The sequence below is a fragment of the Flavobacterium sp. FlaQc-30 genome (assembly GCF_044005885.1).
In the GTDB taxonomy this organism is placed as follows: domain Bacteria; phylum Bacteroidota; class Bacteroidia; order Flavobacteriales; family Flavobacteriaceae; genus Flavobacterium.
This window is the reverse complement of sequence record NZ_JBIPCO010000002.1, coordinates 502,507-525,865: the sequence shown is the minus strand read 5'-3', so window position 1 is coordinate 525,865 and position 23,359 is coordinate 502,507. Positions and strand designations below refer to the sequence as shown.

Here is a 23,359-nt window from a genome sequence, read left to right as displayed (position 1 = left end):
ATGAAACATGAAACTTGAAACATGGAACTTGAAACCTGAAACAAAAAGAAAAAAATGGAGTTAACAAGATTAATAGTAAAAGGAGGCGTTATTTCGCCGGGAGAACTACTAGAAGTAGTAAATATTGCTTTAGACGAAGGTCTGGATTCTGTTTCTTTTGGTTCGAGACAGGATATTATTTTTCCAAAAGGTTTTAAATCTTTAGACAAAACGAATTTAGGAAAACATCATTTTGTTTATCCAGATCAAAAAAGCGGGAACAATATTGTTTCTTCTTATGTTTCTACGGATATTTTTAGAAATACCAATTGGCTGACAGGAAATCGATTTTTGTATGTTTTAGAAGAATTTAAAGAACAGCCCAAACTAAAAGTAAACATTACAGATCCAAAACAACAGTTGGTTCCTTTATTTACAGGACATTTAAACTTTATAGCTTCAGAACATGAAGATTATTGGTATTTATATATCAGACTTCCAAAATGGGAAAAAATGGAAGTTTATCCGGTCTTAATTTATACTTGGGATTTGGCGAAGACTTATTACGAAATTGAGAAAATTACAGACGAAACCACTCTTGATATCGAAATGCTTTTTACGCTGATAAGCGAAGCTTTAGACACTAATAATCGAACAATCGACAAGCCTTTAAATATTCCGTTTTATCCTTTTCCTTACTACGAAGGAATGAACAGAATGGGAATTGATCAATACTGGCTTGGCCTTTATTGGCGAAATAATTTATACGATTTAGATTTCCTGAAAGAAATGTGCGATTTGTGTTTTGAATGCAAAATTGGAAAAATATGTATCACGCCTTGGAAATCTTTCATCATAAAAGGAATTCCGAAAGACCGAAAACTAGAATGGGAAAAGTTCTTAGGTAAACGCGGAATTAATGTTCGTCATTCTTTATTAGAATTAAATTGGCATCTGCCTGTTGCTATGGAATGGGCATTGAACTTGAAAACATTTTTAGTTCGTACTCTTGATCAATTTGATATAAGTACTTATGGACTGAATTTTGGTATTTCAGAATACAATCGGGACGGGCATTATTTTACTTCGATTGTTATCGAAAAAAATGAACTTCCAGCAGCTTTAGAATCCATTAAAATCAGAGATACTTACAATGTTTTGTTTGCAAAGAATTTTGATCCAAATACACGAGAATATATCGTTCACTCTCAGGATATCGACAAACTTGAGCTGCCAACTATTCTAATCGAATTAAGCCGAAAATATTTTGATGAACTCGGAAATGCAACAACTGAAACCACTGAAAACCTACAGAAAAAAGAAAAACCACAATTGGATATTTACCAATGTCAAGAATGTTTAACGCTTTATAAACCTGAATATGGAGATGAAAGTCAAGGTATTCCAAAAGGAATTTTGTTTACAGATTTAGGCGAAGATTATTGCTGTTCTTTGTGTGAATCACCAAAAAGCAATTTTAAAATTTTAGAGATTATCACAAATTAATATCTTCACAGCATTATTAGTATCTATTAGTTTCGTTAGTTCTTTAGTGTTTTTGTCCAGCGATCAATAATATCTTTTTTAAATTCTAATTACTAATGGAATCAATATAAAAGGATAACGCTTTCGTTGGAGCTGGAGCATTTGTTTTCACTTGAATTTATTAGAAATATTTCAAGTTTCCCAATTCACAATGACCATTCGCAATTCATAATTACACCTCATTTTTTCATGTAGAATTGTTAAGAGATTCTGGTTAAAAATCCCGATAAAAAAAACAAACAATTCACTTTCAACTACTTAATATTATTTTTTATAAGAAAACTTAACATTGAGTAACTTGTTTTATAATTATCTTTACTTAACTGTGAATTAACAATTTAGTTACATTGCTAACAATAACTTTACCTAAAAGCGCATTTAATATGGAAAACAAACCCGAAGAAAGTACCCCGGAAAAAATCGATTCTGTAAAACCTGAAGCTGTTAAACCAGTTGCAGAAAACGCAAAACCAGAAAATACTCCTGTTAAGAAAGCTCCAGTTCGCAAAGCTGCACCTGTAAAAACAACAGCAGCAAAACCAACTGCGACAAAAGCAACTGTGGCAAAACCAGCTGCATCAAAGCCTACAACTACCAAGGCTCCTGCTGCTTCTGTTACAAAAGCTGCCGCAACACCTACAGCAAAAGCGCCTGCTAAAGCAGTTGTAAAATCTGCAGCAACGACTACGCCAAAACCAGCTGTACGAAAAGCTCCAGCAAAAAAAGTATTAACTCCTGCAGCAAAGTCAGAAGAAAAAACGACAGTTGCTGCAACACCAATTACTGAACCTAAAAAAGAGAATACTAACCAAGCAGTTAAAACTGAAAAAGATAAAGCTGCTAAAAAAGCCAAAAAAGTGAAAGATAAAGAAAAGGAAAAAGAGAAAAAGAAAGCAGCTAAGAAAAAAGAAAAAGCTAAGAAAGATAAAAAGAAAGAGAAAGCTAAAAAAGCAAAACTAAAAGCGAAAGCCAAGAAAAAAGAAAAAGCTAAAAAAGCTAAAGAAAAAGCTAAAGCTAAAAAAATCGCAAAAAAGAAAGCAAAGTCTCAAAAAAAGGCAAAAGCTAAAAAGAAGAAATAATTATTGAGAAAGGTTTAACTTTAAAAAGTTGAACCTTTTTTTATTTCTGAGCTCTTACACTTAGTTTGTCATTTCGACGAAGGAAAAATCTTCGCAAGTAGCTCCATAAAGAAGATCGCCAATCTTTGTCGATTTACGAGTGTGATTTCTCTCCCGAAGCTTCGGGATCGAAATGACAAGATTGTGTAAAAAAGGCTTCGACTTCGCTCAGCCTGACAATCACAATTAACAATTAACAATTAAACTATCCTCCAATTGCAATCATACTGCGATTATCAAAATGTTTAGCAGGATCGTTCATTTCGTCAATAGTCGCCATTCCTGCTCTGACTTTCTTTTTACTTTGAATAGCTGTTTCAATTAAATTCATAATTGATTCTCCATTTCTAAAAGGAGTCAATAAATCAGTTTCAGAATTTGAAAAAAGACAGTTTTTTATTTTTCCGTCAGCAGTTAAACGAATTCGGTTGCAGCTGTCACAAAACGGATTTGTAATCGAGCTTATGATTCCAAAATCGCCTTGAAAATCTTTTATTTTATAATTTCTGGAAGTAAAGTTTTTCTCGTCTTCTAATTTTTGAATTTGATCTGAAGAAAAAGTATTTCCAACCAGAGATAATATCTCATTTTGGGAAACCATTTTGCTTCTGTCCCACTCGTTTCCTGCAAAAGGCATAAACTCAATAAAGCGCACAGAAATGGGCAGAAACTGTGTTAGTTTCACAAAATCAACAATTTCATTATCATTAAAACCTTTCATTAAAACCACATTTACTTTTACCTGAAAATCATTATTTAAAAGTAAATGGAGATTATCAATAACTTTCTCAAACTGATTTCTGAGCGTTACAGCATGAAATTTAGACGAAATCAAAGTATCTAAACTCAAATTGATCTTTTTGATTTTAAATTGCTTTAAAACGGCAATATGACGGTCAATTAAAATTCCGTTTGTCGTAATAGAAAGCGAAATATCTAAAGATGCCAATTTTGAAACAATTTCTGGAAAATCTTTTCGAAGAAGTGGTTCTCCTCCGGTTAATCTAATTTTATCAACCCCATTTTTTACGAAAGTTTCGGCGATACTAAAAATCTCTTCAGCAGTCATTAAACTCGCTTTTGGAGAAAGCGCAATTCCATCGGCTGGCATACAATATGTACAACGCAAATTGCATTTTTCCAACAGCGAAATGCGCAGATAATTGTGTCTGCGACCAAAACCATCCGTCAAAATAGTGTTAGAGGCTGTCATGGTTTTTTCCTTTTAAAATATGAAAAGCGTGCATTACATGCGGAAACACCGCATCCATCGATTCTCTCGCTCCATTTGTAGAGCCCGGTAAAGCTAAAACTAAGCTTTTGCCCAAAGTTCCTGCAACGGTTCTAGACAACATTGCATAAGGCATTCTTTGTTGTCCGTAATCGCGAATGGCTTCCTCAATTCCAGGAATTCTGCTTTCTAATATTGGCGACAAAGCTTCTGGTGTTACATCTCTCGGTGATAATCCCGTTCCGCCCGTAAAAATTACCAGCTGATTTTCTTTTGCGAAAGCTTTTGTTCTTTCCTGAATAATATCTAATTCGTCAGGAATAATTTCATAATGCGAAGTTTCAACTCCGTATGAATCTAATTTTTCTACAATTATTTTTCCAGATCGATCTTCTTTATCGCCTGCAAAAATGGAATCAGAACAAACAAAAACAGCCGCTTTTATAACGTTTGGAAATTTATTTTTGAAAGAGGATTTTCCGCCTTCTTTATTAATTAATTTGATAGTTGAAATCTCGATTTCTTTATCAATTGGTTTCAGCATATCGTACATCGTCAATGCTACAATTGATGCTCCGTGCATGGCTTCAACCTCAACTCCGGTTTTATAAACGGTTTTTACATTGAAGATAATCTGAATTTCTAATCCTTCAATTTTATAATCTACGGAAGTAAATTCAATTGGAATCGGATGACAATCGGGAATGGATAAATGCGTGTTTTTTACCGCAAATAATCCAGCTGTTTTTGCCATTTCGAGAACATTTCCTTTTGGCACAAGATTATTTACCACAGCATCAATTGTTTCTTGTTTACTGACTTTTACAATTGCTGTTGCTGTTGCTTTTCGTAATGTGCTTATTTTATGCGTAATATCTACCATTAACTATTTTGTTTCCAAGTGAATGTATCGTTTTCAAACATTTCTTTACCAAAAATTGGCACGTCAGTTTTTATCCAGTTTACTATGGCTTCTGTGGCTTCGTAAACTTGTTTGCGTCGTGTTGCCGAAACAAACACAAACAAACAGATTTCACCTGCTTTTACAACCCCTAAACTGTGATAAATGTGCATGCAGGTTAAGTCGAACTTAGCAAAAGCTTTCTCGCGAATTGTGTGCAATGCCTCATTTGCCATATCAGTGTAAGCCGAATAATCAATTGCAACAACCGTATTATCGTGAATTACATCGGCACGAACTTGTCCTAAAAAAATATTGTGTGCGCCAATTGTATGTTTCGATTGGTGTTTGGCGATTGACTCGGCAATAAATTCAGGAGAAATTGGTCCTTCTACAAATACATTTTTACTCATTTTTTATATGTTTTTTTTATAGCCGTGAATTACACTAATTTTCACTAATTAAATTCTATAATAAAGAAAGTTAACCGCAATATTGTCATTTCAACGGAGGAGAAATCTTCACAAGTGACTCCATAACTAGACCCCAATCTTTGTCGAGTCACCTACGAAGATTTCTCCTCCGTCGAAATGACAAACTATACGTAAATCTTTGAATCTGTGGCTATATTTTTATTTCTTCTTTCAATAAATTCTTCATTGCTAAAGCACCTCCCGCGATACTTTTCGTATTCTTAAATTGATGTTTTTGGAGTAACTCAACTGCCATTTTACTTCTGATTCCGGATTGACAGAAAACATAGATCATTTGATTTTTGTCCAGTTTTTCGATTTCATTTTCTAAATGCAGTAATGGAATCTGAACTTGATTTTTTAAACTGATTTTTGGCAATTCATCACTATTTCTAACATCTAAAAACAAAATGGAATCATTGTTTACTTCCTCTAAAACGGAACCAAAACTTATTTCTGCAACCTCAAATTTATTATATTTTTCTTCGAATAATTCTCTGCTTATTGACTGAATATCATTTCTGTCAAAACCATATTTTTGTTGTTCGTTGTTCAAAATATTGTAAACCAATATTTTTCCGTTCAAAACTTCTCCAATTCCGAGAATCATTTTTAAAACTTCATTTGCTTGAAGCATACCGATAATTCCAACTGAAATTCCAATTACTCCGGCATCTTCACAATTCAAAGCATTGTTATTTTCATCGGGATACAAACATCTGTACGTTGGTCCGTTTTGATAATTAAAAACCGAAACTTGTCCCTGAAATCTAAAAATAGATCCATAAACCATTGGTTTATTAACGACAAGACAAGCATCATTTATTAAATATTTTATTGCAATATTATCTGTTGCGTCAACAATAATATCATATTTTTCAAATAATGAAATAGCATTTTTTCCTGATAACTTTTCAGAAACTGTATTAACTTTTACTTCAGAATTCAATTCAGAAATCATCAATTTAGCTTCTTCTGCTTTTGATTTTCCAACTGCTGAAGTTTTATAAATAACTTGTCGATGCAGATTTGAAATTTCAATTGTATCATCATCTACAATCCCAATTTCACCAACTCCTGCAGAAGCCAAATACGGCAAAATTGCTGCGCCCAAACCACCGGCACCAACAACCAAAACTTTTGATTTCAGCAATTTGTCCTGACCTACGTCTCCAATTTCTGGAAGAATTATTTGTCTGTTATATCGGTTTGATGTATTCATTGTTTTATCCTCCTGCAAATGGCGGCAATAAAGCCACAACATCACTTGTCTGTAATGTAAAATCTGTTGTTTTTGAAACTATTTTTTGGTTTACGGCAACGCTGAAAGTCAGTGCTTCGAACTCATATTTTTCGTTTAAGTCCTGCAATAGTTTTTGCAGTGAAACTTCGGAAAAAGATAACTTTTCGAATTCACATTTTGTCTTTTCGGCTACAGCTCCAAAATATTTAACTTCAATCATTATTATAAATTTAAATTCTGAAAAATAAATTCATCATCAAAATGTTCCTGAAAATACGAAATCCAGCTTGAAGTATTTCGTACTACTTCGCCAATCACAATAATTGCAGGCGATGATATGTTTTTTTCAGATACCAATTTAGTAATTGTATCAATAGTTCCAATTACTTTTTGCTCTGAATTTTTAGTTCCGTTTTGAATGATGGCAATTGGCAGATTGTCATTTCTATTTTCTTGATAAATAGAAATAATTTCGTCCAGTTTATGCATTCCCATTAAAATAACTACCGTTGCAGCTGATTTTGAAGCTAACTGAACATCTTTTGACAGTTTGTGATCTGAAGTTGTTCCTGTAATTACCCAAAAACTTTCGGCAACTTTTCGTTGTGTCAAACTAATTCCTACTGAAGCAGGAACACCTAAAGCTGATGAAATTCCAGGTACAATTGCGGTTTCGATTTCAAATCGCTCAGCAAATTCAATTTCCTCACTACCGCGTCCAAAAATAAAAGGATCGCCGCCTTTTAAACGAACAACATGTCCGTGTTTTTTTGCCATTGAAACAATCAAATCATTAATCTGATCTTGTGTGTAAGCGTGACAACCCAATCGTTTTCCAACAAAAACTATTTCGGCATTCGATGCATATTCCAATAATTCCTCGTTAACCAAAGCATCATACAAAACAACATCGGCACTTTTTAAAGCTTTAATAGCTTTCATCGTAATCAATTCAACGTCGCCAGGACCTGCGCCTACAATCGTTAATTTTGGTGTTTTTAAGCTTTGCATAATCTTTAACTTAAATTGATATTCAGATCATTTAATTCGTCTGCGGAATTAATATTGGTTAAATGAAAGTTTTCACTTTCTTCTATATTTACAATTTGATGCGGCACTTTCGCAAGCAAATCCATCATTTTTAACTCATTAGAATCGACTGCATCTTTAATTATTGAAATAACTTTTTTTGAGTAAATTCCAATTAATGGGTGTATTCGGCTCTCTGAAGCAAAAACCGTGATTCCGGCTTCTTCTGTATGCTTTGAAATTAATTCTTGTAATAATTCAGTTGAAATTAACGGAATATCGCAGCTTAAAATCAAATTAAATTCAGTTTCAGAATGTGATAATGCAGTATAAATTCCACCTAATGGACCTTTTTCTGCAATAATATCAGGTATTTTTTGGTACGGCAGATAATCATATTCTTTTGAAGCCGTAATCATTTTTATCTGATCTGTGATGGGTAAAATCGCCCGAATTATATGTTCAATAAATGGTTTTTCCTGAAACAGCACTAATCCTTTTTCAGACTGCATTCTGGAGCTTTTTCCGCCGCAAAGAATAAATACTGTTGGTGTTTCCATGATTAATTTTGTTTCAGGTTATTTTACCGCAAAGAGCGCTAAGAATTTTTATTCTTTATTGTCTTTAAAATTAAGTTCGCAAAGCTGAAAATTTACAAAGTCTCAATGGTTGAAACCAATGGTTATATTTTTGACATTCTTTACATTAACATTTTCTATGATTTCAAACTTCAGCTGTGTGTTTTTATTTATACAGCGACCATTATCATTATTACTCAAAAATCTTTTTCTATCCTCTTTCTATTTTCTTATTCTTAGAATTAATCTATCGGTAATAACGTAACTAATTGTCCTTTTTTATATTCTTCAATACCTTCGGGAACGATTAGTAAACTGTTTGCAACAGCAAAGGTATTAAGCATTGCAGAACTTTGGCTGTTTAAAACTTCAACATGTGTTTCGTTGTATTTTGCCTTTAAAAACAATGTTTTCCCTGTATTATTTTTAAGATCTGAGTTTAATTTCCGAATTACTTTTGTTTTATGAATCTCCAAAAATCCTATTCTACTTTTTATTGCCGGAGCAACATAAATGTAAAAATTAGTCAGCGATGAAGCGGGATTTCCAGGTAAAGCAAAAACTAAAGTTTCATCTTTAGAACCAAAAAACATTGGTTTTCCAGGCTTTTGATTGATTTTATAGAACAGTTCTTTTACATCATTCTGCAACAATGCTTCTTTTACAAAATCATAATCTCCAACTGAAATTCCGCCAGAAATTAAAACTATATCATACTTTTTTAAAATACTTTTTAATGCTTTTTTCGTTGCTTTTAAATTATCTTTTACGCTGTAAACTTTCGTTTTTTTAATACCAATAGTTTCAAGAGCAGCTTGAAGCATTACAGAATTACTTTCGTAAATTTTTCCTTTTTTCAGTTTTTCGCCGGGTTTTACTAATTCGTTTCCTGTTACTAAAACAGCAACTTTAGGTTTCTTATACACTTTAATTTCTGTGATTCCTAAACTGGCTAAAAAACCAATTGCGGCTGGAGTCATTAAAGTTCCTGCTTCAAAAACTATATCGTCTTTAGCAATTTGCTCTCCTTTTTCGCGAATATTTGCATTTTTTGCGGGCATTGCCGCTATAAGTATCGAATTTTTATTTGCAATTACATGCTCTTGCATTACAACAGTATCTGCATCATCAGGCACAAATGCGCCTGTAAATATTCTAACGGCTTCATTTGTATTCAATTTTAAATTTAAATGATCACCTGCTTGTGATGTACTTACTATATCATATTGATGCTTGATGCTGTGAATAAAAGCATATCCATCCATAGCCGATTGACGAAACGGCGGCATATGAATTGGAGAAATAACTTCCTCTGCCAAAACGTAACCTAATGCTTTACTTACGGCTATTTGCTGTTTAGGCATCTTGGCACTGTTTGCTTCAATTATTGTTAATGCTTCTTCAACTTTTATCATAAAATGCTATCCTTTATAAGCAAAAAAATACTTATTACAAATATAAGTATTTTTACTTAGTTAAAATCATTAGTACCTATTTTTTTTGAATATAAATTTAGGGTAATTCTTTTGAATACTCTCAGAAAAAATCTAACAGCATTTTTTTATGGCAGAAAATCTTGCTTTATTTATTTCTAAAATTACCTTTTGGCAGATAATATAACCATGCAAAACCAATTAAAAATAGAATTGCTGATGCTATGAATGCAGGAATCAATATTTCTTTATTATTGTCTAATGCGTTATTTAATGAGGCATACAAAAGCCAAATTTGAATGCTGACATTTAATATTAAAATAAAAATAAGTGTCGAAAGTATATTATTCAGCTTATTAGGGTTTGCGCGATTCTGGCTGCGTCTAAAAGTACTCATACTTATAAAATTAAATTATACAAATTAGCTTTCTTTTTTTTCGATATAGGCTTTTACAAAAACGGCATTCTCTTTAAACACAACTTCTAGCTGCGGTAAAGCTCTTGGCGGCGGTCCAGCAATTACATCTCCAGTTTTAGCATCAAATGATCCTTCGTGGCAAGGGCAATGTATAATTCCTGTTCCTGGCTTATAAAATACTGAACAGGATAAATGTGTACATTTTTGCTCGTAAGCTTTAAATTCGCCGCTTTCTAAGTGTATTAAAATGTACGGAATTGTACTTCCTTCTAATACAAATCCTCTTGTTCCGCCCACAGGAACATCTTCTTTATTACAAATAAAATGTTCGCCCTGCACTTCTTCTTTTGGCAGTAAAAATGCTTTTGCGGTTACAAATCCGCTTCCTACCATTAATCCGCCGGAAACAAAAGTCAGGAATTTTGCAAAATCGCGTCGGCTGACTTGAGTTGATTCCTGTTTTTTTATGGGGAAATCCTTTTTCCAGTTTTGATTTAAATTATCTTCTTTTGACATGATCTGGATTTAATATATTCTTAATTCATTAGCGCCTTTTGGCATCATAATATTGACTTTTGTAGTAACTCTTTCTTGTCCAAAAATAAAATTATTGATTGGTGTACTATTTGGTCTCATTTCTTCGATTTGTTCTCTTGTTCCGTAAAATAATGCTCCACTTGGGCAGACTGTTGCACACATTGGTTTTTTTCCAACGCTTGTACGGTCATAGCACATTGTACATTTCATCATTAAATCGTATTCTTCCATTTTTTTAGGTACTCCAAACGGACAAGCCATTACGCAGTTTGAGCAACCTATACATCTTTCTGTACTTGCTGTATGAACTACGCCAAATTCATCTTGTGAAATCGCATCAGCTGGACATACGTTAGCACAAACTGGATCTTCGCAATGCATACAAACTTGCACAGTAGTTTGGATTGTCGAGGAACGTTCTACATAATTAACACTTATCAGAGATTCCTGTCCGTTTGTTTCGCATTCTGCACAAGCCATTTCACAGGCTTTACATCCAATACAGCGTTGCAGATCTACAAAAAACTCTTCGTTTCTATTAAAATTGGTTAAATTCATAAGTCTTCTTTTATAGATTAAACACTTGCAAAAGCATCAGATCCAGCAGAGGATGGTGCAATTTCGCCAAGCGGATTTAATGAACAGGCACAAACTTTAAATTCTGGCATTTTAGAAATAGGATCTAAAGTCCCAATTGTTAATTGATTAGCCGATTTAATTCCCGGCCAGTGGTATGGTATAAATACAGTATCTTTTCGGATGGTTTCAACTATGTTTGCAGGAAAAACGCCTTCTCCTCTTCGGGTTAAAACTTTTACCAATTCACGTTGCTTAATACCATATTTCAGAGCCAGCTCAGGATGAATTTCTAACAGGGGTTCAGGAAACTGATCTACCAGCTTACCTATTCGGCGGGTTTGTGTTCCACTCAAATATTGAGAAACCACACGACCTGTAGTTAGTGTTATTGGAAATTCTTCATCAGTAACTTCTCCTGGAAGTTTATATGGAGCAGGATTAAAATGAGCTCTTTTATCTGGAGTTGCAAACACTTTGTCTTCCCACAATCTAGGTGTTCCGGGATGATCATCTGTTGGGCAAGGCCAGAAAACACCCATATTATCTTCTATTTTTTTATATGATATTCCGAAATAATTTGCAGTTCCTCCATTAGAGGCAACACGCAATTCATTAAATATAGCTTCACTATTTTCATAAGTAAACTTATCTTCTACTCCCAATCTTTTTGCTAATTCTAAAAATATTGAAGTATCTGTTCTAGCCTCTCCAGGAGGCATCACAGCTTGACGAATTCGGATAACTCTTCCTTCTGCCGATGTTGTGGTTCCTTCTTCTTCTTCTTGCAATGATCCAGCTAGAACAATATCTGCATGACGAGCGGTTTCATTTAAAAAGAAATCAATACAAGCGTAAAACTCTAATTTTTCAAGTGCTTCTCGTACGTAATTATTATTGGGTAATGATACTAGCGGATTAAAGCAAATAGAAAGTAAACCTTTTATTTCTCCTCTGTGTATAGCATCAATAATTTCATAAGCCGATAAACCTTTTCCTGGCATATCTTTTTCATCGATTCCCCAAACTTCAGATATGTATTTACGATGTTCTGGGTTTTCAATGTCTCTATTTCCAGGTAATTGATCACATTTATGACCATGCTCTCTTCCTCCTTGTCCATTTCCTTGTCCCGTAATTGTTGCATATCCGCAATAAGGTCTGCCTAATCTTCCTGTTGCCAAAACTAAATTGATACAGCCTACTACATTATCAACACCTTTAGAGTGCTGCTCTATCCCACGTGCGTGAAGCAAAAAGCTCGTTTTTGCTTTCCCCCACAACTCAGCAGCAGCTTTTATCTTTTCTTTGTCAATTCCTGTAACTTCTTCGGCCCATTCTAAAGTATAATCTTTTACTGCATCAATTGTTTCTTGAAATCCTGAAGTATGATTGTCGATAAAATCGTGATCTAACATATCATGATCTACCAGATATTTTAGCATCGCTCCATATAAAGCAGAATCTGTTCCGGGCTTTACATCTAAATGAATCTCTGCAGTCCTTGCTAACGGAATCATTCTTGGGTCGATTACAATTAACTTAGCTCCGCGATCACGAGCTTTCCAAATCCAGTGGGTTAAAGTTGGAAATGTTTCACTGATATTTGCACCAGCAACAATAATTACTTCTGCATATTCAAGGTCAGAATAGTTATTTGAGCCTCGATCTAAACCAAAGGCTTTTTTATTTCCAGCTCCTGCGCTTACCATACAAAGTCTTCCGTTGTAGTCTAGATTTTTTGTTTTTAAGGCTACACGAGCAAACTTACCTACTAAATAACTTTTTTCATTTGATAATGATACGCCGGATAACATTGAAAAAGCATCTTTACCATACTTTTCCTGAATTCTTTTAATTTCAGATACGGTTTTATCCATTGCTTCATCCCAAGTCGCCTTTTCAAAACCTTTTCCTTCTACTCTCTTCAAAGGATGTAATAAACGATCTGGGTGATTATTTTGTAAATATCGTTGTACTCCTTTTGGACATAAACGCCCTTCGTTGAAAGGAAATTCCATCCAAGGTTCGAAGCCCACTACTTGATTATCTTTTACAGATAATTGAATACCGCATTGCATACCGCAAAAGCAGCAATGTGTTTTCACCAATTTATCTGGTTCGTCTCTACCTTCATAACCATCTTTAGGCGCATAATTTAAATGCGGACCGAACTCTTCAATAATTTTTTCAGCTGATACAGGTAATTTTGCCATTGTCTTTTTTTGTTTGTTTTGTTTCAGGTTTCAAGTTTCAGGTTTAACGTTCTTTGCGGAACTTGAAACCTGAAACTTGAAACTTGAAACTATATTCTTTATCCAAATAAGCTTCCTCCGCTTTCTATTCTGGCTTTTAAATGTGCTTGTGCTAATCGTGATCTTTTTCCTTCTGGACTTAAATCCAAGTGAGAAGTTCCATCTTCATGTGTAAAATCAAAGCCCAATTGTTTGGTTACAATTTTTAAATCATTGATATGAAGTTTTGTTGCAAATTCTTCGCCTGTGTGCGGGCAAACTGCCATTCCTTGTTTGATTCCTTCTTGTTTATAAATATGAGCTCCAATTTGTGCGGGACGCTGAATGATGTGAAAGAATTTTCCAAACGGAATCCATATTAAAAACATGATTACGGTTACGGCATGAATCACGGCTAAGAAATCATATGCAAATCCTTTCATGAATTGATACGAATAGGTTAAGCATAAACCAGTAACTGATATTGCAATTAATAATATCAGCGGCAATAAATCTCCCTCAAAGGTTTGAGTAGCAATTAATCCCGGATTTGTTAATCTTCGTCTTAAATAATATACAGACCCTATTATTACAAGCCATGATGACCAGTTTAGGGCATGAAAAATTAAAAAGGCAAGAAAAGATCCTATTTCGAAATCCATCATTTTAAATCCGAAGAAATGCGCTTCGTAAATAGAAATAGAATTAGGTGCCAATGAAAAATGAATCCATCCAAATGTCAAAGGAATTGTAATCGCAAAAGCAGACAAGCAGCCTAATGCGATACAGAAATGGGCAAACCAGCGCCATTTACTTCTTGGATAAATAAACTTTTGAACAACAATATTTTGTACTGATTCTTTTCCTAAAAACCACAAATGCGAAAATATTTTTCCTGTAAAAAGAAATTTTATACTTCTTTTAAAATACATCCATGTCGGCGGACGCTGCAGCCAAACGGTATATCGATAAACGATTCCGAAGAAAGCAAATACGGTTCCGAATAAATAAGTAATTAATGCTGCATCGAAATTCTGCAATTGTCTGGAACCATAAAACACAAGTACGATAGTGAGTATAGAAACCAGCGAAGCAACAAGCAGGGCTTTGGTATTAAATGTTTTATCTTTCATCCTTAATTTAAATTTTAATGATTACTTATTAACTTGGTTTCTCGCATCCTTTACGATTGTAGAACCACCAATTGATACCTGTAGCTAATATAGTGAAAATAGCAACACCAATAAAGAATTGATCTACAGTACCATTAGCTGAAAGATTATTTCCTATTAATTTTGAAAAAATAAATGGCCCAAATGCTGCGATTGCTGCCGTCCAACCAATTACTCCCGCTGCCTGACGTTGGTTTTCGGCAAAAATAATAGGGTATTGTCTAAAGGTACCTGCATTTCCAATTCCTGTAAAAAAGAACATTGCTAAAATTACGGTTACAAAAAGAGGAAACTGCTCCATACTTGTTGGTGCTACTAATCCTTCTGTAACTAAAATAATTGATCCTGCCAAAATTCCTAAACCAGTAATTGTAGTAAGTATAGCTCCTCCTACTTTATCGGCTACGAAACCAAAAGCAATTCGGCTTGCAGAACCTATAAGCGGCCCGTAAAAAGCATAAACTAATGGATCTGGTGCGTTTGGAAAATCACCGTACAAGAACTTAATCATTAAAGGAAAAGCAGCAGATAAACCTGCAAATGTTCCAAAAGTCATGATGTAAGTAATGGTACAATACCAAGTATGTTTATTAGAAAAAATATCTAATTGCTCTTTAATTGATGCTTTCATTGGAATACTTTTTAAGTAAAACCAACTTATAATAGATAATAATATTAGGAACGGAGCATACCAAAATGCAGCCGATTGCAAATAAATTTCGGTGTTTTTGACTGCTGTATTTTTAGGACTGATATCATTTAATATTTTCTCAGCCATCTTTGGATTTGCATTTGCAATAGCCTTAGCTTTTGCTTTTAAAGGCAACGCCGTAAAAAGAGCCACTTTATCATCTGATTGGATTGATGCACTTACTGAATCAGTAACTGTTTTCTTTACGTTAGTCAATATTCTAGCTTGTACGTCAGGATCTAAAGCAGAAAAAACCTCTTTTTGTTTTTCAATACTAGCATTCTGAAAAACAACAATTGCTTCTTTATGATCAATACTTGTAAATACCTGTGCGGCACCAAAAATACTAACACTTATAATAAGCGGCGTAACAAATTGCGCTACCGAAACACCAAAATTCCCAATTCCTGCCTGAATTCCAAGAGCTGTTCCTTTAAGTCTTTTAGGAAAAAACAAACTTGTACTTGGCATGTAAGAGGAGAAATCTCCGCCACCAAAACCTGTAGTAAAAGCTAAAAGTGCAAATACCCAAAATGGTGTATTTACATCCATCACTGCAAAACCAATTCCGATTACAGGAATTAATTTAATAAGTGTAGCAAATGACACTATATGTCTTGTTCCAAAAATGGGTAATATAAAAGTATGTATAATTCTCAAAAATCCTGCTGCAAGCCCAGGAATTGCAGTCAGCCAAAAAAGTTGATCCTTAGTAAATCGAAATCCCAATCCTGGCAATTTTACGGCAATAACACTCATCATAAACCATGATGCGAACGATAATACTAAAGTGATCGTTGTTATTGTTAACGTTCTCCAAGCGATTTTACTTCCGGTAGAATTCCAAAATACTTCATCTTCTGGATCCCATTTATCTAACCAAGTTTTCATATATCTATTATTAAGTTATTTAAATTTTAATGATTGCTTTCAATATCTCTGGTGAAATCTGGAAGCTTAGATCGAGTTGCATTAATAATTGTTCGATGCATCCAAAGCAGACAAAGCACAGAAACTATAAAAATGAAAATCCATGAACTAGTCCAAAGTCCCGTATAATTAAGAAGATAACCAAAGATTATTGGGCCGGCAAAACCGCCAAGTCCGCCAATTAAACCAACCATTCCTCCCACTACTCCAACTTCATTTGGAAAATATTCTGGAATATGTTTATAAACGGCAGCCTTTCCAATTCCCCAAGAAATACCAATAAGAATTACTAAGACCACATATACCCAAAGATTAGCACTAAACTTAATTTGTGTAACTCCTTGCGCTAATAATTCTTTCTTTTTTACTTCTTGATTTTGTTTGACAAGGATTTCCTGCCAAGAATTTTTTACTGGAAAAATGGCAGCTTCATCATCATTTTGAACTTGTTTGGTATGTATGTTATGTACTTTTCCATCTACTACTACTTTATCGGCAGTAATTTCTGTAACGGTACCGTTATTCATCGCCATAACTCCAGGCCCTGCAGTAAAAATCTCCATTTTTGGAAACATCAATAAAAAACTGATTACTATTGAAGATCCTAATACCCAATACATTACTTTTCTAGCTCCAAACTTATCTGATAAATAACCTCCAAAAGCTCTAATAACTCCAGATGGCAGACTAAACATAGTAGCAAACATCCCTCCCATTACGAGTGTAGTGTGATAAACGTTCATAAAATTGGGAAGCAGCCATTGTGAATACGCCACGAAAAAGCCGAATACTAAAAAGTAATATGCTCCAAAACGCCAAACTCGAACGTTTTTAAGAGGCGACATTAATTGCCCCATCGTTTTAGAAACTACTTTATTTGTTTTGTTTTTTGCGAAAACAATAAAAAGAATTCCAATGATTACAAGTGTCACTGCATAAATAACCGGAAGTGCCTTCCAACCATTTACTGGATCATTTTCAGATAAATTATTTAATAAAGTAGGCGCAACAAAAGTGGTAATTGCTGCTCCTGCATTTCCCATTCCGAAAATTCCCAAAGCACGTCCCTGCCATTCTTTTGGATACCAGATTGAAGTATAACCTATCCCAACCGCAAAGCTTGTTCCTACTAATCCGAAAAGAAAACTCAATACTGCAAAACTCCAAAATGAAGTTGCAAATGGCAATAAAAATAAGGGGATTGAGCACAATAAAAGTAATGCCGAAAATATAATTTTTCCTCCGTATTTATCTGTCAAAATACCTATAGGTAAACGAAAAACAGAACCTGAAAGTATAGGAATTCCTAATAACCACCCAGTCTCAACAACTGTAAAATTAAATATTCCTTTATCAACTAGATAAGTTACCAAAACGCCATTTAATGTCCAACAGGCAAAGCAAATGGTAAAGGCAAGTGTATTTAAAAATAAAATTCGGTGGGATTGAGACAGATTACTCATATAATAATTATTAAAATATTAGTGAACTATTATCAGTACTTAATATGACAACAAAATTAAAACAGTTAACCTCTGCAAAAAATGACATATGTCATATTAAAGATAATCTTGTCTTTAATATGACATAAATCGAATATAGATAAATCACATTTTACAAAGAGCAACAGCAACATCTTCATTAGAACTGAAATTCCACCTTAATTACAGTAGAAACAAATGCTCTTAATTCCTATTCATCTATCTTTCAACATTCTAAAATTAGTAAAAAATATCAAACTACATATGAGTTAACAGTAATTAATTTGTTAAATCATCTTCCTGTAAATTATACTCTCGCATTTTTTTATAAAAGCGCTGCATTCAAAATCACTTTATTATTAGTTAGTTAAAACTAAAAAGCCTGCCGATTTTACAAATAAAAATCAAAAATGGCAGAGTATTTTGTCAAAATATGTTGTTTCTCTAGTTTTAAAAAAAATATCCATCTCATAAATTAAGTATAAAATACTACATTTCTTTATTCCTCAAAATTGATTTTAGATAAATTTACCTCATACCAAAACAAACACAAACACTTCAAAAACAAGTACTTAAAACACAAAACACTACCCTATTTTTTACTTTTATAAAAAAACTTAATCTTTTTTTTGGTTTTTATTATATTAAAATTAACTTTGCCTATAGGATTAGTAGAGTTTAAAATAATATTTGAAACCAAAAAAATTATATTTTGAAAACAACCGAAAGCATATCGTATTACATTCTTCCTAAAAAATATACCTATAACACATTTTGTTATATGTGCTTCTGTTGCTAATTCTCAACGCAAATCATTCGTTTACAACAGATTGTTTTTAAAATCTAATAAAAAACGAGACTTTTAAATTTCACCACCACATTACATTTTATAGTTCAAACCTCTATTTGCGGCATTAAACTGCTTCGGAAAGATCTTTGAACATACCGCAATTAAAAAAAGAAAATAATTAACAACTAAAAAAAACTAAAATGAAAATGATGCAAACCTGCTGCTGTAAATAAAAAAAGCCATTTCTGCGGCAACAGAAATGGCGAGGCTTAAAGAATATTTATCACTAGATCAAGGACACATTAGAGAGTTGAAAAATCAACTTTCAGGGCGCCTTGTTAATTACTAAAAACCATTACAAAGAAATGAAAAAAAATATAAATCTCATTTTATGGGTTACTTTTTTGTTAACATCCCTGCAATTTCAGGCACAAAATACGAAACCATTAATACAATCTAAACTCGACGGAACTGTAGTTGACGACATTACAAATCAACCCATCATTGGGGCATCAATAAACATTAAAGGTACAACTCACGGAGTTGTAACAGATGCTGAAGGTAAATTCTACTTTCAAACTGGTCAAAAACTACCTTACACTTTAATTATAACCTACATAGGGTACAAAAAATTAGAAATAATTGTAGACAAAAACCCTGTAATTATTCATTTAAAAGAGGAACGACAAGAACTGGACGAACTGGTAGTTGTTGGGTACGGAACTCAAAAAAGAAAAGATATTACGGGTTCTGTAGCCTCTGTACCAAAAGCAAATCTATCTCAAGTAACCTCATCTGCAGATAATTTATTAAGAGGTGCTGTTGCAGGAGTTGTGGTAACGCAAAGCTCAGGAAGACCTGGCGCATCATCAAGTGTACGAATTAGAGGAGGAAACTCGATTACGGCGGGTAACGAACCTCTTTATGTTGTAGATGGAATTTTAATTTACAATGACAACAGCAACAGTTCAGCGGGAGTATCATTTGCAGGTGCCAGCTTAAATGTACTGTCTACGATAAACCCTGCTGATATAGAATCTATTGAGGTGCTAAAAGATGCTTCGGCTACAGCTATTTATGGTTCAAGAGGTGCAAATGGTGTTGTTATTATTACGACTAAAAAAGGAACAAAAGGACAAGACAATATCTCGTATCAAGGTTATTTTGGATTTCAAAATGTTTCGAAAAAACTTAACGTAATGAACGCCAGCGAATGGGCAAGTTTACGAAATGATGTTCAAGCAAGTATTGGACAAGCACCTTCATTTTCTCCTGCACAAATCGAAGCTTTTAAAAACTCTGGAAGTTACGATTGGCAATCAGCGGCTTTTAGAACTGCGGCTCCAGTACAAAACCATCAATTGTCATTTTCTGGAGGTGATGAAAAATCAAGATATGCAGTATCTGCAGGATATTTTGATCAAGAAGGTATTGTTTTGGGATCTGATTTTAAACGTATATCGCTTCGTATAAACTATGAAAGAAACTATTCTCAGAATTTTAAATTTGGAGTAAACGCAAATTACAGTAATTCGGTTTCAAATGGCGTTGGTACAAATGGCGGCGCGGGAGCAGGAAGAAATCCAAATCCTATTGTAAGCGTTCTGCTGACTGCTCCTGTTGTTCCTATTAAAAATGCTGATGGAAGTTACAATGTAACCAATAATCCTTATGCAACTTCTGTAAATGGTTTTGTTCCAAATCCAATTAATGATTTAGAAAATACAACTAATGAAACTAAAATCAACAGAATTTTAACCAGCTTATTTGGTGAATACAAAATAACCAAAAAATTGGTAGCAAAAGTTGCGGTAAGCGGCGATGTAATTGGGACAAAACAAAATTATTATGCTCCAGCCAATACAACAACCGGAGCGGGAACAAAAGGTTTAGCATCTGTTGGTGACAGAACAGTAAGTTCGGTATTAAATGAAAACACATTAAACTATAACACCAATTTTGGTGAAAACCATAAGTTTTCGGTTTTAGGCGGATACACACTTCAATACACTAAAGGCGAAGTAGTTAATGCAGGTGCAAATACTTTTGTAAATGATGCTAATACTTATAATGCACTTCAGGATGGTGTAGCCGTAAAACCATATAGTGATGCTTTTGAAAGTGTTTTGAAATCATGGTTAACGAGAGTAAATTATTCGTATAGAGGAAAATACAATTTTACATTATCAGCTCGTGCAGATGGTTCGTCTAGATTTGGATCAGAATCACTTTGGGGTTACTTTCCTTCTGCAGGATTCTCTTGGAATATTACTGATGAAGAATTTGCCAATAACATTAAAGGCGTAACCGAAGCTAAATTAAGAATTACAGCAGGAACAACAGGAAATCAAGAAATTGGAAACTACCTTTCGTTAGCTTCAATGGGTTCTGTAAATTATGCTTTTGGAGGTACATTACAAACTGGTTTAGCTCCTACCCGCTTGGCAAATCCAGATTTGAAATGGGAAAAAACAAATCAATACAATGTTGGTTTAGACTTATCCTTACTTGATCGAAAAATCAACTTTGTCTTTGATGTTTATTATAAAAAGACAAACGATTTGTTAATCAACGTTCCAATTCCGTTAACATCAGGATATGCAACAGTATTACAAAACATTGGCGGGGTTGAAAATAAAGGGATCGAGATTGGTTTAACTACTGAAAATATAAAAACGGAGAACTTTTCTTGGAATTCAAACATTGTATTTTCTGCCAATAAAAATAAAGTAACTGCCATAGGAAATGGTGTTGATCAATTTTTTCCAGTTGTGCCAAATGGTTCTTTATTGCAGCAGCAGCCTGTAATTGTAAAAGTTGGAAAGCCTCTGGGAACTTTCTGGGGATACAAGACAAACGGTATTTTTCAAACGCAGGAAGAGGTAAATACACAGCCAAAAATAAACAGTTTAGCCAATACAAAAGTGGGAGACAGAAGATATGTTGATACTAATGGCGACGGCGTTATTACAGCTCTTGACAAAGGAGATCTTGGAACATCACAGCCAAAATTTGTTGGAAGTTTCAGTAATACAATTTCATACAACGACTTCGATTTGAATTTCTCTTTTCAAGGATCGTATGGCGGAAAAGTGTTTAATGCTTTAAATCAACAATTAGAAATTTCAACTCTTGGTACAAACGCGGCTACAACTTTAGTCGATCGCTGGACACCAACAAACCCAAGCAACGAAATACCTAGAGCGTCAAGTTCTCCTTTAGGAATAGTTTCTGAACGTTACGTTGAAGATGCTTCTTTCTTACGATTAAAATTAATCACTCTTGGCTACACTTTACCAAAAAGTGTTTCTAAAAAATTGGGCACCAAAAGCGTAAAGTTTTATGTCTCTGCCGAAAATCTAATTACATGGACAAAATACACTGGCTATGATCCAGAGGTAAGTTCATACGAACAAAATAACTTATATCCGGGAATTGACTTTGGATCTTATCCAAACTCAAAAACATTCATCTCGGGCTTGAACGTAACTTTCTAAGTAAAAAAAAATAAAATGAAAAAGATTATTATAACATTCCTTTTAAGTGCCGGACTACTGGTATCGTGCACTGAGCTGGAGGTAACACCAACCTCTTTTGTAACCGAAGACAACTATTTTAAAACCCAAGACGATGCCATTGCAAGTGTAACCGCAGTTTATGCTTCTTTAAGCCTTGATCCGGGAGAACAAAGTTTATTTGGTCGAAACCTTTACTTCCTGACTGATATGGCTTCAGATTATGCTGCTGCAGGAGTTTCAGCAACAAATCCACAGGTTCGAGCATTAAGCAGTTTAACACACGATGCCACTTCAGATCGTGTTCAAGTAGCCTGGCGTCAAATTTATGCCGGAATAAACAGAGCCAATGTTTCAATCGATAACATCTCGAAAGTATCAGGTTCAGAAGTTGTTAAAACGAGATTAATCAACGAATCTAAATTTATTCGAGCCTTATTATACTTTCAAGCAGTTCGTCTTTGGGGCGCAGTTCCAATCGTTTTGCATGAACCAACTTCAATTCAATTAGAAAGTTTGAAAGCAAATCGAAAACCTGTTGAAGAAGTATATGCACAAATTATTGCCGATTTAAAAGATGCCGAAAGTCTGCCGCCAACTTATCCAGCTGCCGATGCAGGCCGTGCAACATCTGGAGCCGCAAAAGCTATTTTGGCTAAAGTTTATTTAACTCGAAAAGATTGGCCAAATGCTGTTTTAAAAGCTAGAGAAGTTATAAACGGCGGTTATGGATATGCATTGTTTGAAAGTTTTCAAGACATCTTTACGAAAACTAAAAAGAACGGAAAAGAACATATTTTCTCTGTTCAGTTTGAACCAAATCAAGCAGGAAATGGATCTAGCGGAAGTACTTTTCAAGCCACATCTTTTACAGGATTTACTGCGACAGAACCTGCTGATATTATTTCGGATGTAGCATTGTTCTATGATATTTATGCTGTTGGAGACACACGAAGAGATGTCAGTTATGCCAAACAACTTCCTAATCCAGCAACGGGAACTTTGTACACTTTTCCTAAACCAATTTTCAAAAAGTATTTAGACTTAACCAATTTGGCAACTCCGGGTAACGTAGCAATCAACTTTCCTGTAATTCGCTATGCCGATATTTTATTATCTCTGGCAGAAGCAATCAACGAGCAGGGAACGCCAACTCCTGAAGCTTACGAATTAATTAACCAAGTAAGACGAAGAGCTTTTGGAAAACCTATAACTACTCCTGATGCAGCAGTAGATTTAAAAGGTTTGACTCAAACAACTTTTAGAGCAGCCATACAAGAAGAGCGCAAAAAAGAATTTGTCCAAGAAGGACAACGCTGGTTTGATTTAGTGCGATGGGGAACTCTGGTTACAGAAGTTAAAAAAGTAACCGCCAAAAACTCCGTTTCAGAAAGAAATAACCTTTATCCGATTCCACAAAGCGAGCGAAACATTAACCCTGACGGATTACCACAAAACCCAGGATACTAATTAACATATAACCAA

Annotated in this window: 20 protein-coding genes; 4 read left to right on the top strand and 16 right to left on the bottom strand. The window is 34.2% G+C overall.

Going from position 1 to position 23,359, the window contains the following annotated elements; translation table 11 throughout:
- Positions 1–54 precede the first annotated feature (54 nt).
- On the top strand, positions 55–1,485 hold the full coding sequence (locus tag ACHRV0_RS07485; RefSeq protein ID WP_395440395.1) for a rubredoxin: 1,431 nt from the start codon (positions 55–57) through the stop codon (positions 1,483–1,485).
- 358 nt (positions 1,486–1,843) lie between these two features.
- On the opposite strand, the gene ACHRV0_RS07480 is transcribed toward ACHRV0_RS07485, so the two are convergent.
- The gene (locus ACHRV0_RS07480) at positions 1,844–2,377 is read right to left on the bottom strand and encodes a hypothetical protein (protein WP_395440394.1); all 534 of its coding nucleotides are present in this window, start codon (positions 2,375–2,377) and stop codon (positions 1,844–1,846) included.
- A 4-nt stretch (positions 2,378–2,381) separates the two neighbouring features.
- On the opposite strand from ACHRV0_RS07480, the gene ACHRV0_RS07475 reads away from it, so the two are divergent.
- Positions 2,382–2,603, top strand: a complete 222-nt coding sequence (locus tag ACHRV0_RS07475; protein WP_233207029.1) for a hypothetical protein — start codon at positions 2,382–2,384, stop codon at positions 2,601–2,603.
- 244 nt (positions 2,604–2,847) lie between these two features.
- On the opposite strand, the gene moaA is transcribed toward ACHRV0_RS07475, so the two are convergent.
- The 15 genes from moaA to ACHRV0_RS07400 form a co-directional block, all read right to left on the bottom strand.
- The gene (gene moaA, locus ACHRV0_RS07470; protein ID WP_395440393.1) at positions 2,848–3,855 is read right to left on the bottom strand and encodes a GTP 3',8-cyclase MoaA; all 1,008 of its coding nucleotides are present in this window, start codon (positions 3,853–3,855) and stop codon (positions 2,848–2,850) included.
- The gene (gene moaCB, locus ACHRV0_RS07465) at positions 3,842–4,756 is read right to left on the bottom strand and encodes a bifunctional molybdenum cofactor biosynthesis protein MoaC/MoaB (RefSeq protein WP_395440392.1); all 915 of its coding nucleotides are present in this window, start codon (positions 4,754–4,756) and stop codon (positions 3,842–3,844) included. Before moaCB ends, moaA begins: the two co-directional genes overlap by 14 nt.
- Complete coding sequence (locus ACHRV0_RS07460) at positions 4,756–5,187, bottom strand: molybdenum cofactor biosynthesis protein MoaE (RefSeq protein ID WP_089052743.1); 432 nt, start codon at positions 5,185–5,187, stop codon at positions 4,756–4,758. Before ACHRV0_RS07460 ends, moaCB begins: the two co-directional genes overlap by 1 nt.
- 211 nt (positions 5,188–5,398) lie before the next feature.
- Entirely contained in the window at positions 5,399–6,469 is a 1,071-nt protein-coding gene (gene moeB / locus ACHRV0_RS07455) for a molybdopterin-synthase adenylyltransferase MoeB (RefSeq protein ID WP_395440391.1), read from the bottom strand.
- 4 nt (positions 6,470–6,473) lie between these two features.
- A complete protein-coding gene (locus tag ACHRV0_RS07450) occupies positions 6,474–6,710 on the bottom strand; it encodes a MoaD/ThiS family protein (RefSeq protein WP_089052741.1) in 237 nt (78 codons plus the stop codon).
- 2 nt (positions 6,711–6,712) lie between these two features.
- The gene (gene cobA / locus ACHRV0_RS07445; RefSeq protein WP_089052740.1) at positions 6,713–7,501 is read right to left on the bottom strand and encodes a uroporphyrinogen-III C-methyltransferase; all 789 of its coding nucleotides are present in this window, start codon (positions 7,499–7,501) and stop codon (positions 6,713–6,715) included.
- Positions 7,502–7,506: 5 nt separating this feature from the next.
- Entirely contained in the window at positions 7,507–8,079 is a 573-nt protein-coding gene (locus tag ACHRV0_RS07440) for a molybdenum cofactor guanylyltransferase (protein ID WP_395440390.1), read from the bottom strand.
- A 260-nt stretch (positions 8,080–8,339) separates the two neighbouring features.
- Positions 8,340–9,512 (bottom strand): gephyrin-like molybdotransferase Glp, encoded by a 1,173-nt coding sequence (glp, locus tag ACHRV0_RS07435; protein WP_395440389.1) that lies wholly within the window; start codon positions 9,510–9,512, stop codon positions 8,340–8,342.
- Between the two features lie 166 nt (positions 9,513–9,678).
- Positions 9,679–9,927 (bottom strand): DUF6755 family protein, encoded by a 249-nt coding sequence (locus ACHRV0_RS07430; protein ID WP_089059585.1) that lies wholly within the window; start codon positions 9,925–9,927, stop codon positions 9,679–9,681.
- Between the two features lie 24 nt (positions 9,928–9,951).
- A complete protein-coding gene (locus ACHRV0_RS07425; RefSeq protein ID WP_089052736.1) occupies positions 9,952–10,464 on the bottom strand; it encodes a Rieske (2Fe-2S) protein in 513 nt (170 codons plus the stop codon).
- A 9-nt stretch (positions 10,465–10,473) separates the two neighbouring features.
- Complete coding sequence (locus ACHRV0_RS07420; protein WP_099719285.1) at positions 10,474–11,043, bottom strand: 4Fe-4S dicluster domain-containing protein; 570 nt, start codon at positions 11,041–11,043, stop codon at positions 10,474–10,476.
- A gap of 17 nt (positions 11,044–11,060) precedes the next feature.
- Positions 11,061–13,277, bottom strand: a complete 2,217-nt coding sequence (locus tag ACHRV0_RS07415) for a molybdopterin oxidoreductase family protein (RefSeq protein WP_395440388.1) — start codon at positions 13,275–13,277, stop codon at positions 11,061–11,063.
- A 98-nt stretch (positions 13,278–13,375) separates the two neighbouring features.
- Positions 13,376–14,428: an MFS transporter gene (locus ACHRV0_RS07410; RefSeq protein ID WP_089059582.1), complete on the bottom strand. Its 1,053-nt coding sequence runs from the start codon at positions 14,426–14,428 to the stop codon at positions 13,376–13,378.
- Between the two features lie 28 nt (positions 14,429–14,456).
- A complete protein-coding gene (locus ACHRV0_RS07405; RefSeq protein WP_129024457.1) occupies positions 14,457–16,049 on the bottom strand; it encodes a magnesium transporter MgtE N-terminal domain-containing protein in 1,593 nt (530 codons plus the stop codon).
- Positions 16,050–16,075: 26 nt separating this feature from the next.
- The gene (locus ACHRV0_RS07400) at positions 16,076–17,551 is read right to left on the bottom strand and encodes a nitrate/nitrite transporter (protein WP_395440387.1); all 1,476 of its coding nucleotides are present in this window, start codon (positions 17,549–17,551) and stop codon (positions 16,076–16,078) included.
- Positions 17,552–18,724: 1,173 nt separating this feature from the next.
- On the opposite strand from ACHRV0_RS07400, the gene ACHRV0_RS07395 reads away from it, so the two are divergent.
- Together ACHRV0_RS07395 and ACHRV0_RS07390 are read left to right on the top strand one after the other, a co-directional pair.
- On the top strand, positions 18,725–21,856 hold the full coding sequence (locus ACHRV0_RS07395; RefSeq protein ID WP_395440386.1) for a SusC/RagA family TonB-linked outer membrane protein: 3,132 nt from the start codon (positions 18,725–18,727) through the stop codon (positions 21,854–21,856).
- A 15-nt stretch (positions 21,857–21,871) separates the two neighbouring features.
- Positions 21,872–23,344, top strand: a complete 1,473-nt coding sequence (locus ACHRV0_RS07390) for a RagB/SusD family nutrient uptake outer membrane protein (protein WP_129024806.1) — start codon at positions 21,872–21,874, stop codon at positions 23,342–23,344.
- The last annotated feature ends 15 nt before the right edge of the window (positions 23,345–23,359 follow it).

Bases quoted from the DNA above. Each gene is read 5' to 3' on its own strand.
- ACHRV0_RS07485 (WP_395440395.1), top strand. From the start codon at position 55: ATGGAGTTAACAAGATTAATAGTAAAAGGAGGCGTTATTTCGCCGGGA.
- moaA (WP_395440393.1), bottom strand. From the start codon at position 3,855: ATGACAGCCTCTAACACTATTTTGACGGATGGTTTTGGTCGCAGACAC.
- moaCB (WP_395440392.1), bottom strand. From the start codon at position 4,756: ATGGTAGATATTACGCATAAAATAAGCACATTACGAAAAGCAACAGCA.
- ACHRV0_RS07460 (WP_089052743.1), bottom strand. From the start codon at position 5,187: ATGAGTAAAAATGTATTTGTAGAAGGACCAATTTCTCCTGAATTTATT.
- moeB (WP_395440391.1), bottom strand. From the start codon at position 6,469: ATGAATACATCAAACCGATATAACAGACAAATAATTCTTCCAGAAATT.
- ACHRV0_RS07450 (WP_089052741.1), bottom strand. From the start codon at position 6,710: ATGATTGAAGTTAAATATTTTGGAGCTGTAGCCGAAAAGACAAAATGT.
- cobA (WP_089052740.1), bottom strand. From the start codon at position 7,501: ATGCAAAGCTTAAAAACACCAAAATTAACGATTGTAGGCGCAGGTCCT.
- ACHRV0_RS07440 (WP_395440390.1), bottom strand. From the start codon at position 8,079: ATGGAAACACCAACAGTATTTATTCTTTGCGGCGGAAAAAGCTCCAGA.
- glp (WP_395440389.1), bottom strand. From the start codon at position 9,512: ATGATAAAAGTTGAAGAAGCATTAACAATAATTGAAGCAAACAGTGCC.
- ACHRV0_RS07430 (WP_089059585.1), bottom strand. From the start codon at position 9,927: ATGAGTACTTTTAGACGCAGCCAGAATCGCGCAAACCCTAATAAGCTG.
- ACHRV0_RS07425 (WP_089052736.1), bottom strand. From the start codon at position 10,464: ATGTCAAAAGAAGATAATTTAAATCAAAACTGGAAAAAGGATTTCCCC.
- ACHRV0_RS07420 (WP_099719285.1), bottom strand. From the start codon at position 11,043: ATGAATTTAACCAATTTTAATAGAAACGAAGAGTTTTTTGTAGATCTG.
- ACHRV0_RS07415 (WP_395440388.1), bottom strand. From the start codon at position 13,277: ATGGCAAAATTACCTGTATCAGCTGAAAAAATTATTGAAGAGTTCGGT.
- ACHRV0_RS07410 (WP_089059582.1), bottom strand. From the start codon at position 14,428: ATGAAAGATAAAACATTTAATACCAAAGCCCTGCTTGTTGCTTCGCTG.
- ACHRV0_RS07405 (WP_129024457.1), bottom strand. From the start codon at position 16,049: ATGAAAACTTGGTTAGATAAATGGGATCCAGAAGATGAAGTATTTTGG.
- ACHRV0_RS07400 (WP_395440387.1), bottom strand. From the start codon at position 17,551: ATGAGTAATCTGTCTCAATCCCACCGAATTTTATTTTTAAATACACTT.
- ACHRV0_RS07395 (WP_395440386.1), top strand. From the start codon at position 18,725: ATGAAAAAAAATATAAATCTCATTTTATGGGTTACTTTTTTGTTAACA.
- ACHRV0_RS07390 (WP_129024806.1), top strand. From the start codon at position 21,872: ATGAAAAAGATTATTATAACATTCCTTTTAAGTGCCGGACTACTGGTA.